The following is a 17,379-nucleotide window of genomic DNA, read 5'->3' on the forward strand; positions in this document are numbered from 1 at the left end:
GATGAATGAATACAATACATATGCACCACATTCCGCTTTAGAAATGAAAACACCAAATGAATTTTATAACTTTAAAATCGCTGCTTAACTAGTCCAACTTTTTAGCGGAAAGAGCAGAGTTAGAAAGTAAATCTGAATATATTCATAAAGCACTAGTTGAATTTTTACGTCCAATTCAGATTCAATCTGAAGTATTCAAAACTGAATTTAAGAAATTAATTGAAGAATGCGGTGATAACATTGATAGAGCAGTTGATTTATGTAGCTCCCTTGATGTTTATGAAGAAAAGGGGGAATTCTTAATTTCCATGCTTATCGAAATAGCTAATGAATTATGTGCTAAATATGAATTTGATAATGAAAAATTAATTCAAATTTTTGGCTCCAATTATATCAGAAATCTTGGTTCAAAATCGGGTCCTGCAGGTGGACCCTTTCCTCAAGATTTAAATAAAAGAGAAGAATTAAATCAATTGATGGGCAAATATCAAATGCATGCGAAAGTGAAAAGAATTTTTGATTACTCATTAGAAAGAGTAAATAATGATATTGAAAGAGATAGATTTGAAGATGAAAAATGGTAGTTCAAGCGCACACAGCCAAGCACATTTGCAATTCGCACAAGCCAAGACACAACCAAAAATTGCAAAAGAGCTTACCTGTCTACCAACGCTTTTTTGCCGACCCTAAAAACTAAATTTTTCAGAAACAGCCGTACTTTGATTGAGCGGATTAGTGATTGGAAAAGATTGATAATTAACTGATAATGAATAAAGCCCAGCATACAACACGGTATTCCATGAATAATCAAAAGTTCATTTTCTGGCATTTTTTCTTTGTTTAGGCTGTTTTTGAGTTGATTGCCTTCTTTTTGGACTGATTGGAAGAAGTCAAGAATGGACAAAGCGCTGCCCTGCGGGTGGATTGCCCACCTTCGGTCGGCAGGTCCACTCGCCTTGTTCTTTACTTCTGCAGAATCAGTCCATTCCTTGCGATCATCAAAATATTTAGCCGCCTCAGGCGGGCAAGCCATGCTTCTCCCGATATTCATCGGGAAGATCCATACTATTTATGGTCTCAGTTTCCGGTTAGTTTAGTAAGTGCTCCAGCCCCATACTATAATAGAGTTCCTGATTATTGGACTCACATCCCGATAGGCATCGGGATTGAGAGGTCTGGAGCTTATTGATGGGCTTGATCCAATGGTCCTTGCCACAGACTAAGTTGAATATCCTACCTGGTAAAGTTCACCGGTTTTTAGGACATGATATATTCTTGACAGGAGTTTTCTTGCTATGATAACTATGGCTCGTTTGCCGGTATGTCTTTGCAATAGTTCCTCGTATCGATTCAGCATCACCAGATCGCGTTGCACAGTGGTCCAGGCACATTCGATAAGCGAACTCCTCAGTCCCTGATGATGGCGATAAGTCATGTAGCCTTTTCGGTCTGATTCACCGCTGGAATGGACCATCGGTTTGAGCCCGATATAGCTGTTGAAGTGTTTGAAATTCCTGAAGCGATGGATATCCTCAATCTCAGTGAGTAACTGGACTGTTGTCAAAGGTCCTATTCCTGGAATCTGTCTCAGCAACTTGGAATTTGCCTTGTATTTTGCCTTTCGCTGTAAGGAGCGTACTGAGATAGAAACTTTTAGAAAATGGCGATACGTAAACTCAAATTGGTCAAGCAATAAATCCATTACCAGTCTGCTGCTGGCTGAAGGAAGCTCGACTACGGCCAACCAGTCCAGAAAGTCCTTGGTCCAATAAGGATTGTCGTACTTATGAGGTGTTTCTATCCCGTTTTGTAGAAGTTTGTCTTTGATCCTGTTTTTCACCCGGACCAAGTCTGCCCAGAGTCTCTTTCGATATCTGAAGAGTTGTCGATCACCTTCTGTTTCCTGAGTTGGAACGTGGATTCCTCGCAGCAGTCCCGCTCGAAGTGCTTTGGCCATTTTACGGCTGTCCACCGGATCAGTCTTTTCACTGCTCTCCTTGTTGGTGGTGGGTAGGTCGGCAGGATTGATCACCAAACATTCATATCCGAAAGAACATAGTTCACGATAGATCCAAAATCCGAACTTACAGGCTTCATAGCAACAGATGATCTGATGTTTTGGAAAAAACTTATCCAAGTAAGACTTCAAGGCCTTGGGATTAGGTACCTGACTGAAGGTTTTATGATGGCAATTGGCTGTAAAGATCGAAACACTCCATTGACGCTTGTGTACATCGATCCCAATGAATAACTTAGGAGAAACTTCGGTGTCCATGATATCTTCTTTTTGTTTCTACTACTCTTACGAACCAGATTATATCATGGGAACTATAACTTATGGCGGGGAAAGTGGTAAATTCAAGCTTTGTGCTTTTAAGTAAGTTTGTTGCAAACCGACAGGAAAGTGCTTCGAAAACCGCCACAAGTCATATACGCAAAACGTTGTGGGCAATTAAAAGAAAAACATGAAACCAAACTTATTTAGATGGGCGACATCAGAACTTAGTCAGGACGCATTTCTCTGTTGGTTAGTTGAATGGGGAAAACCTCACTTAAAAGGTGAACCCCTAAATACGTTAGCCACAAAGTTCATTACAGAACTTTCAGACCTTAAAGCATCTGATATTGACGAATTAGAAGTTAGAAAACAGTATAAAAACATTGACATAGTTGTTGTAATCAATAAGAGATTTGCAATTCTGATTGAAGACAAGGTTCACGCAAAAAATCATAGCAACCAACTTCAGCGATATGCTGAAACCCTAAAAGAAGAATTTTCTGAAAAAGACTTATATCTCATTTACCTTAAAACAGGTGACCAAAGCAATTACAGGAATGTAGAGTCAAAAGGTTATAAAACTTTTAAGCGTAGCCAGTTATTGAAACTACTGAATGAAGGGAAAGAAAATGGAGTAAACAACAATATTTTTAACGATTTTCTTAATTACCTAACGAATATTGACAACTCAGTAAACAGTTTTAAAACACTGCCAATAGATAAATGGCATAGGGACAGTTGGAAAGGGTTTTATATAGAACTTCAAAAAAGATTAGATCAAGGAGATTGGGACTACGTGCCTCAAAAGAACGGTGGGTTTCTCGGATTTTGGTGGCATTGGGACCACATGGACTACAAGGAGTCAGGTTTCGATTTCTATTTACAACTTGAACATGGAAAATTCTGTTTCAAAATCATTCCGAATGATGTACAATTAAATCAAGAGATAAGAAACTACTACAGAAATATACTTTTTCAGTTTGCACAAAAAAATGACCTTAGAATAGAAAGGAATGGGCGGTGTATAAAAGGCAAAACCAAGACTATGACCGTTGCCAAATTATCATCGAGTTACATACAAACTGACTCTGAAAATAGAATTGACCTCGAAAGGACAATTGAGAAAATTAAGGGAATAGAAAATTTAATGAAACAAATAAAAACTGCCCACAACAATGGCTTCCATGAATAATCAAAAGTTCATTTTCTAGCATTTTTTCTTTGTTTAGGCTGTTTTTGAGTTGATTGCCTTCTTTTTGGACTGATTGGAAGAAGTCAAGAATGGACAAAGCGCTGCCCTGCGGGTGGATTGCCCACCTTCGGTCGGCAGGTCCACTCGCCTTGTTCTTTACTTCTGCAGATTCAGTCCATTCCTTGCGATCATCGGAATATTTAGCCGCCACAGGCGGGCAAGCCATGCTTCTCCCGATATTCATCGGGAAGATCCATACTATTTATGGTCTCAGTTTCCGGTTAGTTTAGTAAGTGCTCCAGCCCCATACTATAATAGAGTTCCTGATTATTGGACTCACATCCCGATAGGCATCGGGATTGATAGGTCTGGAGCTTATTAATAGGCTTGATCCGATGGTCTCCTCCGGTAAGGACTAAGTGGAATATCCTACCTGTTTTTTGTGGTTGCGCATCTGATGCCAAAATACCTAAGCGGAAGCTAATTACACCCAGAAAAACCCGACTTTATCCGAGGCTACACAAGGAGCCTAGGATTAGATGAGTCCTGCTTAACAAGTAGGGATACCCCCATATTCTTAGCTTTTAGGTTACTATTACGCCCTTTTAATATTAAATTGGGCTTCCTTTCGGAGCAGAAAGTAAGACTGCTTTAGCTACACTAAGTGGTTTCTGTACTTTCTAGAGTTAAATAAAAGGCTGGTTTTATACTTTAATTACTTGTTTTTCAATGAGGATCATCCCTTGTTTTTTCTTTTTGCTTTTACTTAGTGCGTTTTGTGTACCAAGGACAAAGGCCCAGAATTTTTCTTCCAAAATTAAAAATGAGCTTAAGGAGCTGGACAGCTTAAGTTCTTTAAATCCAAGCAATGACTCCCTATTGTATGAAACCATTGAGCTAGCTCAAAAGCTAAAGGACTATGATGTTGCGGTAAAGCATACCGCTAACCTGATCAACCTTTTCAAATATGAAAACGCAGCCCGGGCAAAAGTCCTTATACCCAAAACAATCCCGCTTTTAAAATCGGTAGAAGATAAAGAAGTGCTAAGTAAGTTTTATTTTGAGCTGGCTGATCTGCAGTACTATTCAGGGGAATTTGAAGAATCAATTTCCAACTTTGACAGTTCATTTTATTATGCCGAAAACAGGGATACTCCTTTAAAAGGACTTGCTAAACTGGGGAAAGGGATTGTATATGTCGATAAAGGGGAGTTTGGCAAAGCCTCCCTTACTCTTCAGGAGGCTATTGGCTATTTCCGAAAGGATAAGGATACGCTCAACTGGATCAATGCCAAAAGTTCCATGACCATTTTGTATGGTAAAAACGGTTTTTATGATGAAGAGACCAAAGAACGTAATGAGCTGATCAGCTTAGCGGAAGCGTATAAAAAATACCCCAGTTTACCTTTGATTTTTTATAATGCAGCAGCCAGTGCCAATAAGATGGGGGAGCAAGAAAAACGCATTAATTATTTAAAAAAGGCCTTATCGTCAAATGAAACATCTGAATATCAGGATTTTTTTCATCCCATACTTGTGACTGGCTTAATAGGGGCTTATGCCGAAAACGATAGTGTCTCCAAGGCAAATAGGTTAATAAAAGAATTGGAGCGGGATCCCAATCAGATAAGTGGTTTTAACGAAGCTTTCTATTTAGATGCAAAAAAGCGATTGGCATTTGCCGAAAAAGATTATCAAAAGGCACTAGATTATGGAACAGCTTACCTCAAACTGAAACAAGAGAGTAAAGAATATGAGGAAATCCAGGAAGCTGATCAGTTTCTTTCGAAAGTATATAAAATGCTTGGTGATGAAAAGCAGGCCTTAAAGCATTTTGAAAATTACGCACACCTTAAAGATTCCATAACCAATATTCAAAGAGCACGGGTTTTAAGTTATTATCAAACCCTTTATGAAACCGAAAAGAGAGATTCAAAAATAGCCGCGCAACAAACGAATATTGAGTTGTTGCAAGCCCAAAAGAAGTTGCAGACACAATGGCTTATTTTTGGAGGTTTGGGATTGGTTTTTGCATTCGCTTTCTCCAATGTTTTGCGCTCCAGGAGGTTTGCGAAAAAGGCTCAGAAACAGAACGAGGAATTTTCTCAATACGTAATATCTTCCCAGGAGCAGGAGCGAAATCGGGTGGCCATGGAGTTGCACGATAGTGTGGGTCAACAACTGATGTTGCTAACGCGGAAGGCAAAGAGTTCGGGAGATAGTTTTATCAAAGACCTGGCTACAGATACATTGGCTAATATTCGGGCAATTTCTCACAACCTGTACCCGGTAGTGCTCAAACGGTTGGGTTTTACAAAGGCTGCTGAGGAGCTTGTAAACGATCTGGATGAAACAACAGAATTGTTTTTTACAACAGAAATAGCTTTCGTAGATGATGTTTTAAATGAGGAACAAGCACTGCACGTATATAGAATCCTTCAAGAAACTTTACAAAATATCGTAAAACACGCAAAAGCCAGTACAGTTGCTATAACAGTTTTAAAAGAGAAAAACCGGGTAAGCCTGACCGTACAGGATAACGGAATTGGTTTCGATTATAAAGAAATAATGACTTCCGGTAAAAGTTTAGGTATAAAATCCATTCAGGAACGCTGTAAGATTATTAAGGCTCACCTAGAAGTGCATTCAGAAACCTCCAAAGGAACACGTTTAAAAGTCTCAGTTTCCTTATAATCCTTAAGTTTAAATTTTATGTCTAAAACCAACCTTTCCGTAATACTGGCAGATGATCATCCCTTAATGTTAACCGGGCTGCAACAAGAACTAGAGCAGGCGGGATATAAGGTAGTGGCAACTGCAACTAACGGTACTTCGGCGCTTGAAGCTATACATACGCATAATCCTGATATCGCTTTTTTAGATATAGAAATGCCATTTTTAAATGGTTTTGAAGTGGTAAACCGATTAAAGGATCAGCAATTGGATACCCGTTTTATAATGATGAGCTATCATAGGCAGAAAGGTTTTGTCGTACAGGCCAAAACAGTAGGTGTACAGGGCTACCTGTTGAAAGAGGATAGCTTTGAAGAAATTGCTTTATGTATAGCTGAGGTGATGAAGGGCAATTACTATTACAGCAAGTCCTTTGAAGGTGATTTTGAAACCATGGCCAACGAGGAGTTGAGAAAGATAAGTTTACTTACTCCCTCAGAACGCACCATCATTCGGTTGATTTCCCAAAATAAGACTTCTCTGGAGATTTGTGAGACTTTGAATATTTCTAAACGGACGGTTGAAAAGCACCGTACCAACATCATTGCCAAGTTAGAACTGGAGCCTGTAGCCAACACCCTATCTGTTTGGATCAACTCCCATACCGAGATCATAAACAGTCTGTAAGTATTTTAAAGACATACGTACTCTACGTAATATTTGCATGAGTTACGTATTTTATCAGGACTGCCCCGTCAATAATTTTGAGGTACTTAAAAAGACCTATTGATTATGACGAAGTCTACCGTAATTTTTTGTCTCTGCTTCTTAATTGCTCAGCTAAGTTTTGCCCAAGTCACTACCTTTTTAGACAATGGCACTTTGACCAATACCGCACAAACCGCTATTGAATTTGATAATGCATCTATAAGGGTACGTTCTACTGCAACAGCCACCATACCCTTACGAAGCACTGGGGCGGCAAGTATTACCTTTACTTTAAAAGGAGGTGATGGAGGCACAGCAACTTGGGATGGATTGTTTACAGACCTTGTTGCGCAAGGGGGAGAAGGAGGTACAGTGACCTTTACGATGCCCATCACATCTGAAAACGAGGGGAAAAGAATCACCTTTTACCTGGGTAAACATGGGGAAAACGAATCCCATCCTATTATAGCAAGTGGCGGCGGCGGGGCATCTACAGCTATAGTTGATCATAACGGTACCTTACTTGCGCTTGCCGGTGGTGGCGGCGGTGGGTCTGCTGTAGAAACTTATCAATCCTCGGGAAGGCCGGGAGGCACGGTAACAGATGGACATGCCACAACCTGTGGTGATTCAGGAAATGCAGGAGTAAATGGAACTACCGGAAATAACACACCAGAGTCTTTAGGGGCTATAGTTGCTAGATCCTCAGACAAATTAAGCATTCATGCAGGAGGAGGAGGAGGGCTTAGTGGAATCTCGAGAGTAAACACTGGAATTCATAGTGAGAGCATAACAGGAAAGTCAGCCAGCGATGGTGGTTGGGGAGGTTATCATCCGGAAGATACTTTTTATTCTGGCACCAATTGCAATCAGGACACTCCATTTCAGGTTGAAGGCTGTATACAAGTAAGAACAAAAGACCGCAGTCGCGGGGGAACCGGATACAGCGGGGGCGGTGCCGGAAGCCCATGGCTTTACGATCCTGGTTTTTCAAGCTGCTCAGAAGTTTTGTGGAATAGCTTTGGTGCAGGAGGAGGAGGCGGTGGCTATGACGGCGGTGGTGGCGGTGGTAAGCAGCGTGGCGGTGGCGGCGGCTCTTCTTATGTCGATCCGAAATTTACAAACACCTCGTTCAGGGAAGGTGGTTATGTCACAAATTCCCAAAATGGGACAGTAAGCTATCAGGTTAATTACGATAACCAGCCTCCGGTAGCAGTCTGTAAAAACACAGTCCTTGTCTTGGGGCAGGGAAATTATATTACCAATGATGGCCAAATAGGTGTTGCTTCAGGTATAAACGGGGAGGCAACTTTAGATCCCGCAGCAATTGATGGTGGTTCTATTGATGATGTCTTATTAGTGGAAATGACCACTTCAAAAAACACTTTCACCTGCAATGATTTAGGTGAAAATACGGTCACCTTAACGGTTACAGACGCAAATGGTAATAGTGGAAGTTGTTCGGCCCAGGTGACAGTGGTCGATAATTTTGCACCTACTATTACTTCAGCGACTTCAAGAATTATAAATGCGCCCGACTTTGGGGTTATAGATATGGGATTCCGAACCTCGTTGACTATTACTCCGCCAGAGTTAAATTTTGTGGATAATTGTGGGGTGGCAAGTGTGGTTCAGGCAGAACCGTTTACGGTGACCTGCTCAGATATAGGTAAGAGCTTTGTCAAAGAAGTTGTGGCTACAGATGCATCGGGCAATCAAAATGTCGTGTACTTAAACTACAGCATTACCAGCAGTGCCATAAACACATCAAAAATATATGTAAATGCAAATCAGCCCGATGATAGTGGGGATGGCCTAAGCTGGGCCACCGCTAAAAAGTATTTAAACTCTGCACTGGCTATGCTTGATGGGGCTCAGTGTTATAAAGGTAAACAAATATGGGTTGCAGGTGGCAACTATTACCCCGATGAAGGGACAAACCAAACCGATAATGATCGGCTATCAACATTTTTGTTAGGTAATGAGATAGCCATCTATGGAGGTTTTTCAGGGGATGAAACCAGCCTGGATCAAAGGGATTATGCCAATAACCCCACCATTTTAAGTGGGGATCTGCAGCAAGATGATCAAGCTGGTTTGAACAATGCAGATAATGCATATACAGTGGTATCCTCATTGAATACCCTGCCTTTTATAATGGATGGTTTTATCATTTCGGGAGGTAATTCCAATGGAACTACTTATGAAACCAGTGTTGGTGGGGGGGTAGCCGGTAATTCATCTTCTTCGTTTCGAAACTGTATTTTTTCCGGGAATACGGCAAATTTGGCAGGGGGTGCATTTTTTAGTACTAATGCTGAGGTGGAGTTTATCAACTGTATTTTTTCGGGAAATACAGCTGATACCGGTGGTGCTATTTATAGCGATGTATCAAGTTTATCATTGATTAACTCTACGCTGTCAGGCAATAGCGCATCAACAGATGGAGGAGCAATTTCCAGTCCCTTAGGGAGTACTTTAGCCGTCAAAAACAGTATTATTTGGAATAATCGTGCTCAAGGAAGCACAACTTCGGTTAGTGCTTCTATTTCGGGAATTGCATCTTACGCAAATAGTTTGGTAGCCAATATAAGCAGCTCGGGTATTGTCTCAAATGCAGACCCATTGTTTGTAGAAGGTATCGATTTTACGACGGAAGCTTTACCTACAACCGCTGGGGATTTCCACGCGCAACTTGGAATTGTTAGGGATGCAGGAGATAAATCTTATAATACTTTAGAGAAAGATTTGGACGGTCAGAAACGTATTCTTGGTCAAATTGACTTAGGTCCATATGAATACGGGTATGATACTGATTATTTTGTAACTACTTGGCAAACTACCACAGTTAACGAAAGAATTACACTGCCGGTAGTAGGATATAACTATTATAGGATTGATTGGGATAACGATGGTGTGTTTGATTATACTCTAAATTCTGCCTTACAGACTGAATCCAGAGCAATAACCCATACGTTTGCTGAACCTGGAATCCATACAATTGTCATCTATGCATTAGGGATTAATTTTAATTTTAAAGATTCACCTTATAAAAACAATTTACTTTCGATTGATCAATGGGGCAGTAGCAATTGGAGGTCGATGAGAAATTCATTTTACGGTTGTTCCAACTTGGTGATCAATGCAAAAGATGCTCCTAGTTTAATAAATGCCACAGACCTTTCCTACATGTTTGCCGGAGCCACAAGCCTGGATTATGATTTTAGCCATTGGAATGTGAGTACGATTACCAATATGCAGGGGATGTTTGATGGGGTCACACTATCAGAAGAAAACTATGATAAGCTTTTGAACAGTTGGAGCAATTTGGGTTTAAAACGCGATGTGATTTTTAGTGCAGGTAATAGTAACTATTGCTTGGGTGAACCCGGTAGGACTAAATTAATAGAATCCTTTGGATGGGAAATTACAGATGGTGGACCAAGTTGTGATACTACGGGATGTACAGATGATAATACTCCACCTGAACCTGACCTGGTTACCTTGCCCGATATTGCTGCCGAGTGTGAAGTTACGGGGCTTACAGCCCCAACAGCAACAGACAACTGTGCTACTACGGTTACGGTAACCCACGATGCTGTTTTACCCATAGCAACTCAGGGCACCACGGTTGTGACCTGGACTTATGATGATGGTAATGGAAATACATCAACACAAACTCAGAATGTGGTCATTAAGGATCTTAGCCCGCCGGTACCGGACGTAGTCACCTTACCCGAGGTCACCGCTGAGGCTCCGGTCACGGAACTGACCCTGCCCACCGCAACAGACAATTGTACAACCGGTGTGACGGTGACTAATGATGCTGTTTTTCCGATTACCGAAAACACTGTGGTCACTTGGACATATACAGATGCTGCTGGCAATTTCAGTACGCAAACGCAAAATGTGGTCATAAAAAAGGGGACAGCGCCTGTGGTGACAGCGCCAGCTATTACCGGGGTACAGGAAGATGTGGTTTATGCTATGCCTGATGCTATACAGGTTACCGATGAAGAAGGAGATGACTTAATCCTCACTTTTACTGTGACAGGAGGTACCCTAAGTATGGGTACTAATGGCATTACTTTCGGAGGGCAGGGCAACGGTTCGGCAAGTTTTACCGCATCGGGTACTTTAGTAAACCTGAATAGCGCCCTGGATGCGGCTACATTTATCTCTTCTCCTAATTTAAATGGAGCTGGAGCCGGTAGTATTTCAATTGTGGCCAACGATGGGCATTTAGACTCTGAAACCGCATTTGTAATTTTTGATATTGATCCTATAAATGATGATCCACAACTAACTGGTTTACCTGCCAGTATTACCATAGAAGAAGATGATTTAACGGGAAACTTTGATATTTCCGCAGCTACCATTTCAGATGTTGATGCCTTAAGCGGGGACTTGACTTTATTGCTATCAGCTAGTGGTGGTGTTTTCCAAGCTGCTGGACTTTCAGGGATACTGGTTTCTGGCGATTTGACCACTGATTTAAGTCTAACCGGGACCCTTGGCAAACTGAATGAGTACCTAAGCGTTGCAGATCGTATTTACTTCAGGCCGGATGCCAATCTCAATGGCACAGGGGCCGGATCTGTTGATTTAAAAATCACCGATAATGGAAATAGAGGGATAGGAGGTGGATCGCTTGTAGATTTAGGAACGGTGGCAGTTAATATAACTCCGATTAATGACTCTCCATTCTTAACAGGACTGCCTAAAACTATACAGGTATATGAAGGCGCAGCCGATTTTATTGACCTATCGGATGCCACTTTTGGGGATGTGGATTCAGGCTCTCAAGAGGTACTTTTAACTTTGATGGTCACCTCCGGATCATTGTCTGCCATAGGCAATGCTGGTGTGACGGTGTCCCAAAATGTGCCTAACATTATAAATATAGAAGGCACAGCATCCCAAATTGATGCATTCTTAAAAGATGCGGCAACTATTCAATATACACCTGAAACGGGTGTCACAGGGGATGCTGTTGCCCAATTATTGATTAGCGCGAATGATGGCGGAAATACAGGCTCGGGGAGTGGAGCCTCCTCTTTTGATCCGGTATATATTGATGTATTGAGAAGACCAACCATTACTGCGATAACAGTTCCTGAAAGCGGTACTTACGGTTTGGGGAAAAATATAGATTTTATACTTGATTTTTCGGAAGCTGTTGTTGTCAATACCACAGACGGAACACCTGGTTTAGGCTTAAATATAGGGGGTGAAACCAAAACAGCGGCTTACCTTTCAGGTAGTGGTACTTCGAGGATGGTATTTCGCTACACGGTTCGAGAAGGGGATTTAGATCAAGATGGGATCGAGGTAAATAGATTAAGCTTAAATGGCGGAAGTATTCAAACGAATAAAGGGGTTTCTGTTGATTTAACCTTAGGTTTTGTTCCCCCAACCATAGGTGTGTTGGTTGATGCTGTGGCTCCTTCCGGATATTCGGTGGCTATAGATCAGTCTCCAATTAGTTCTATAAATCAAGATGTAGTAAGCTTTACTTTTGACGGAGCTGAAGTAGGAACTAACTACACCTATACCTTCTCCAGTTCTTCCGGAGCTGCGGTCATTACCGGTAGCGGGCTTATCACTGCTGCAAACCAGCAAATAATAGGAATTGATCTGACCAGTCTTGGGAATGGTACGGTTACCCTATCGGTAAGGCTTACTGATCTTGCCGGAAATGTGGGAGAAGCAGTGTCCGATACGAGTAATAAAGTTTCCCCGATTTCAGCAAGCATAAGCGACCAAGTAGATGTAGCCTGCAATGGCGAGGCTACGGGTAGCTTGACGGTGCAGGTAAACGCAGGAGTACCAAACTATTCGTATTCATGGAGCAATGGGGCTATGACCACTAACACATCCTCAGTCACCAATACGGTTAATGGCCTTAGTGCCGGGACATACACGGTAACTATTACGGACGGAAATGGGCAGAAAGCGACTGCTTCAGCAACTATTGAAGAACCCTCAAAGCTGATTATTACGCCAACTTTAACGCATCCCACCAAGTCAGCAGGGAGTGACGGGGTAGTAGCACTGGATGTGACCGGTGGAATGGGACCGTACGAATTTAATTGGGTTCCCAATCTAGGTACGACGTCAACTATTTCGGGATTGAGTAAAGGTACTTACAAATGTATAGTAACTGATCAAAATGGCTGTTCTGAGGAAGTTACTGTGCAACTGAAAGATCCTGAGTCCTGTGTGGCGCAGAGTGACTTTACGATAAACCCTGAACAATCCTGTACAAGCCCAACTACCGTCTACTTTACAGACAATTCTACTTCTGCGGACAGCTGGTCTTGGGATTTTGGTGATGGAGGTACATCTTCGGCTCAAAATCCTGTCCATACCTATACATCGGAAGGTAATTTTACAGTGACTCTTACGGTTACAGATACGGTTACAGGTTGTTCATCTTTTTCCAGTAAAGTGTTCAGTATTGAAGAGGTTTCAGCTGATTTTACAGTGTCTTCTACCCTTGGTTGTGGTCCACTTACTACAAATTTCACTGATACATCGGTGGGGGCAGTTTCATGGGAATGGGATTTTGGGGATGGATCAGGATCTACAGATCAAAACCCGGTTCACACGTTTGAGAAAGCTGGAACGTATTCGGTATCCCTGACCATAAGTGATTTTGATGGATGTTCAAGAACGCTTAGGAAGACAGACCTGATTCAGGTCAATGTGCTGGACGTAGAGATTCGATCCACTAATGTGACTTGTAATGGAGGTTCTGACGGATCTATCACAGCAACTCTTAATGAAGGTGTTTCACCATTTACTTATGAATGGAATACCGGAGCTGAGACAGCTACGGTCGAGAATCTAACTGCCGGCAGGTATTCGGTTAAGATTACAGATGCCAATGGGTGTGCCGTCACCAAAAGTGTTGAGGTCACTGAACCTGCCCCCGCAGCCATCACTACATCATCACCAAACCTGATATCTTATTCAAGTGCTGTTTTAGGCGGTGAATTCCAGAATGGAGTGGATTGTGCACTTGAAAGCGGGATTGTTTATGGTACTGCTTCAGGACCTGATATTACTGATGACAAAGTAGTGATGGCGTTATCAGGTAGTGAATTTTCGGGTACCGTATCTGGTCTCAAACTCAATACGGTATATTATGCCAGAGCTTATACCACCAACCAGAATGGTAGGACTATCTATGGGAATGAGATTACTTTTAGAACTACCAAAAAAGAACTGGATGTAAAGGTAGCCACCGGTCAGTCGAAAGTCTACGGAGCTACTGATCCTATCTTTGCTTATACCGTCGATGGTTTTGAAGGTACAGATAATGAATCGATACTGACAGGTACATTAGCTAGAGTGTCAGGTGAGGAGATAGGCATGTATTCCATTACTGTAGGTACTCTAGATGCAGGTGCAGACTATTCAATCAATTTTATTGGGGCTGATTTTGAAATTACTCCAGCAGAAATTACAGGTATCACCTTTGATGATGAAAGCTTTGTCTTCGATGGTACCGATAAGAGTATTGTGATCTCGGGTACACTTCCGGCAGGAACTTCGGTAGCCTATGCAAATAACACCAGAACGGATGTTGGAACCCAGGAGGCTACGGCCACGATCACAGGAAGCAATTTCAATGAGCTGGTACTGACCGCTGATCTGACGATCACGCCGGCAGATATTGCAGGAATCACTTTTGACGATGGCATCTTTGTCTTTGATGGCACGGCCAAGTCGCTGGCGATTTCTGGAACGCTTCCGTCTGGAACGTCTGTGGCTTACACCAATAACTCCAAAACGAATGTTGGAACCCAAGAAGTAACGGCTACGATCACAGGAAGCAACTTCAATGATCTCGTACTTACTGCTGATCTGACAATCACTCCGGCAGATATTACAGGAATCACCTTTGATGATGGAAGTTTTGTCTTCGATGGTACCGATAAGAGTATTGTGATCTCGGGTACGCTTCCTGCAGGAATCTCGGTAGCTTACTCGAACAACACCAGAACGAATGTTGGAACTCAGGAGGTGACGGCCACGATCACAGGAAGCAATTTCAATGATTTGGTCTTGACTGCTGATTTGACTATTACCCCGGCAGATATTACAGGAATCACCTTTGATAATGGAAGCTTTGTCTTCGATGGCACAGAGAAGACCCTAGTGATCTCCGGTACGCTTCCAGCAGGAACCTCGGTAACCTACGCCAACAATTCAAGAACCGATGTAGGAACTCAGGAGGCTACGACGACAATCACAGGAAGCAATTTCAATGAATTGGTCTTGACCGCTGATCTGACGATCACACCGGCAGATATCGAAGGTATTACCTTTAATGACGGAGAATTTGTCTACGATGGCACACCCAAGTCGCTGGCTATTACGGGTGCTCTACCAGAAGGAACTTCTGTAAGCTACACCAACAACACGCGAACGGATGTTGGAACTCAGGAGGCTACGGCCACGATCACAGGAAGCAATTTCAATGATTTGGTCTTGACAGCAGATCTGACGATCACTCCGGCAGCTATTACAGGAATCACCTTTAATGATGGAAGTTTTGTCTTCGATGGAACTGAAAAGACCCTAGTGATCTCAGGTACACTTCCAGCAAGAACCTCCGTAACCTACGCCAACAATTCAAGAACCGATGTTGGAACTCAGGAGGTGACGGCCACGATCACAGGAAGCAATTACAATACTTTGGTGTTGACTGCTGATCTGACGATCACACCGGCCGATATTACAGGAATCACCTTTGATGATGGAAGCTTTGTCTTCGATGGAACTGAAAAGACCCTAGTGATCTCGGGTACGCTTCCAGCAGGAACCTCGGTAACCTACGCCAACAATTCAAGAACCGATGTAGGAACTCAGGAGGCTACTGCCACAATCACAGGAAGCAATTACAATACTTTGGTCTTGACTGCTGATCTGACGATCACACCGGCCGATATTACAGGAATCACCTTTGATGATGGAAGCTTTGTCTTCGATGGAACTGAAAAGGCCCTAGTGATCTCGGGTACTCTTCCGGCAGGAACCTCGGTAGCCTATGCAAACAACACCAGAACGGATGTTGGAACCCAGGAGGCTACGGCCACGATCACAGGAAGCAACTATACTGAGTTGGTCTTGACAGCTGGTCTGACGATCACTACAGCTGAATTGACAGTGACAGCAGATATAGGGCAGAGCAAGCTCTTCGGTGAGACCGATCCGGTCTTGACATTTACAGCTACGGGTTACGGAGAAGGGGATGATGAATCCATTTTTACGGGAGCCTTGGGCAGAGAAGCCGGTGAAGCGGTAGGTTTCTATGCGATCAATCAGGGAAGCCTGGACGCTGGAGTAAACTACACGATCAACTTTACGGGAGCTGACTTTGAGATTATTACGAATGACAGTGATGGAGACGGCGTTCCCGATGATGTGGAGCTGGCGGACGGCACCGGTCCGAATGATCCGGACGACTTCAGGGATTCAGATGGAGACGGCGTTCCTGACACGGTTGAAGAGGATGCAGGTACTGATCCGAATGATTCAAGTGACTATCCGGATACGGATGAAGACGGAGTTCCTGATTATGCGGAGGAAAGAGAGGGAACCAATCCAAACAACGGTTCAGATTTCCTAGACTCCGACCAAGACGGTGTTCCGGACTATGTACAGGACCGCTCGATTGTTGAGTTTGTAAGCCAGTCTGTGACAGTTGCCTGGGGCACCCCGGCCACGGAAGTACCATTGGCAGACGAAGTGGTGGGCATCACGGGTCTTGGAGAATTTATCAACCTGGCGGTAAGCTGGAACCTGACAGGCTTTAACCCGCTGATTGTAGGAACCAATAACTTTAGAGGAACCGTAACGCTCCCTGAAGGACTGTTTAATACCTATGAGCTGGAGCCAATCGTTTCGATTACCGTTGAGCCGAAGCCGGCCCCGCAGGATCTGAGCTTGAGCGCAAACAGTTTCATTGCGATACCGGATGTATTCTTCCAGGAGATAGGCTTCTTTACAGTAGTGGATCCTTCCGATGATGTTCACGAGATCACCTTGATCGATGGAGCAGCAGACAATCAATATTTTGAAATCATTGATGGAATCCTATTCTGGAGCAGTGCAGAGCAGGTATCGGGAAGAACCCAATTCACTATTCGTGTGAGGGTTGCCGACCGGGCAGGCAATACTCTGGACAAAGAGTTCCAGATCGAACGACAGCGTACACCATTGGATCAGTTGGATATTCCAAACACCTTTACTCCAAACAATGACGGTGTCAATGACACCTGGGGAGTACCGGCCTTGCGATACTACGAGGGAGTTCAGATCCAGGTCATTGAAGTAGGAAGCGGCAACAGAGTCTTCTACACCGAAGATCCCGATGTACGATGGGATGGTCGTGTAAATGGCAAAGACCCGGTAGTAACGGCCTATGTTTGGGTGATTACGGTGGTAGAAACCGGAGAGGTGAGAAGGGGAATGCTAAACCTATTGAAACAGTAGAAACAAGGGGGCAGATAAGAAA

The 17,379-nt window shown here is 42.9% G+C and carries 7 protein-coding genes; 5 read left to right on the plus strand and 2 right to left on the minus strand.

The annotated features are described in order from the left end of the window. The first annotated feature begins 308 nt into the window (after positions 1-308). Positions 309-584, plus strand: a complete 276-nt coding sequence (locus CDH51_RS19495) for a hypothetical protein (protein WP_100630252.1) — start codon at positions 309-311, stop codon at positions 582-584. Between the two features lie 71 nt (positions 585-655). On the opposite strand, the gene CDH51_RS19500 is transcribed toward CDH51_RS19495, so the two are convergent. Both CDH51_RS19500 and CDH51_RS19505 read right to left on the minus strand, forming a co-directional pair. After that, positions 656-1,051, minus strand: a complete 396-nt coding sequence (locus CDH51_RS19500; protein ID WP_157807177.1) for a hypothetical protein — start codon at positions 1,049-1,051, stop codon at positions 656-658. A 168-nt stretch (positions 1,052-1,219) separates the two neighbouring features. Beyond that, the gene (locus tag CDH51_RS19505; protein WP_100630254.1) at positions 1,220-2,275 is read right to left on the minus strand and encodes an IS110 family RNA-guided transposase; all 1,056 of its coding nucleotides are present in this window, start codon (positions 2,273-2,275) and stop codon (positions 1,220-1,222) included. Positions 2,276-2,465: 190 nt separating this feature from the next. Between CDH51_RS19505 and CDH51_RS19510 the strand changes: the two genes are divergently transcribed. From CDH51_RS19510 to CDH51_RS19525, 4 genes are all read left to right on the plus strand, one after another. Further along, on the plus strand, positions 2,466-3,470 hold the full coding sequence (locus CDH51_RS19510; protein ID WP_100630255.1) for a PD-(D/E)XK nuclease family protein: 1,005 nt from the start codon (positions 2,466-2,468) through the stop codon (positions 3,468-3,470). A 1,302-nt stretch (positions 3,471-4,772) separates the two neighbouring features. Next, positions 4,773-6,164, plus strand: coding sequence for a tetratricopeptide repeat-containing sensor histidine kinase (locus CDH51_RS19515; protein ID WP_165967529.1), 1,392 nt, complete (start codon positions 4,773-4,775; stop codon positions 6,162-6,164). Positions 6,165-6,182: 18 nt separating this feature from the next. Beyond that, positions 6,183-6,830, plus strand: coding sequence for a response regulator (locus CDH51_RS19520; protein ID WP_100630257.1), 648 nt, complete (start codon positions 6,183-6,185; stop codon positions 6,828-6,830). A gap of 105 nt (positions 6,831-6,935) precedes the next feature. After that, entirely contained in the window at positions 6,936-17,357 is a 10,422-nt protein-coding gene (locus tag CDH51_RS19525) for an MBG domain-containing protein (protein ID WP_100630258.1), read from the plus strand. Positions 17,358-17,379 lie beyond the last annotated feature (22 nt).

The sequence above is a fragment of the Algoriphagus formosus genome (assembly GCF_002807035.1).
Lineage (GTDB): Bacteria > Bacteroidota > Bacteroidia > Cytophagales > Cyclobacteriaceae > Algoriphagus > Algoriphagus formosus.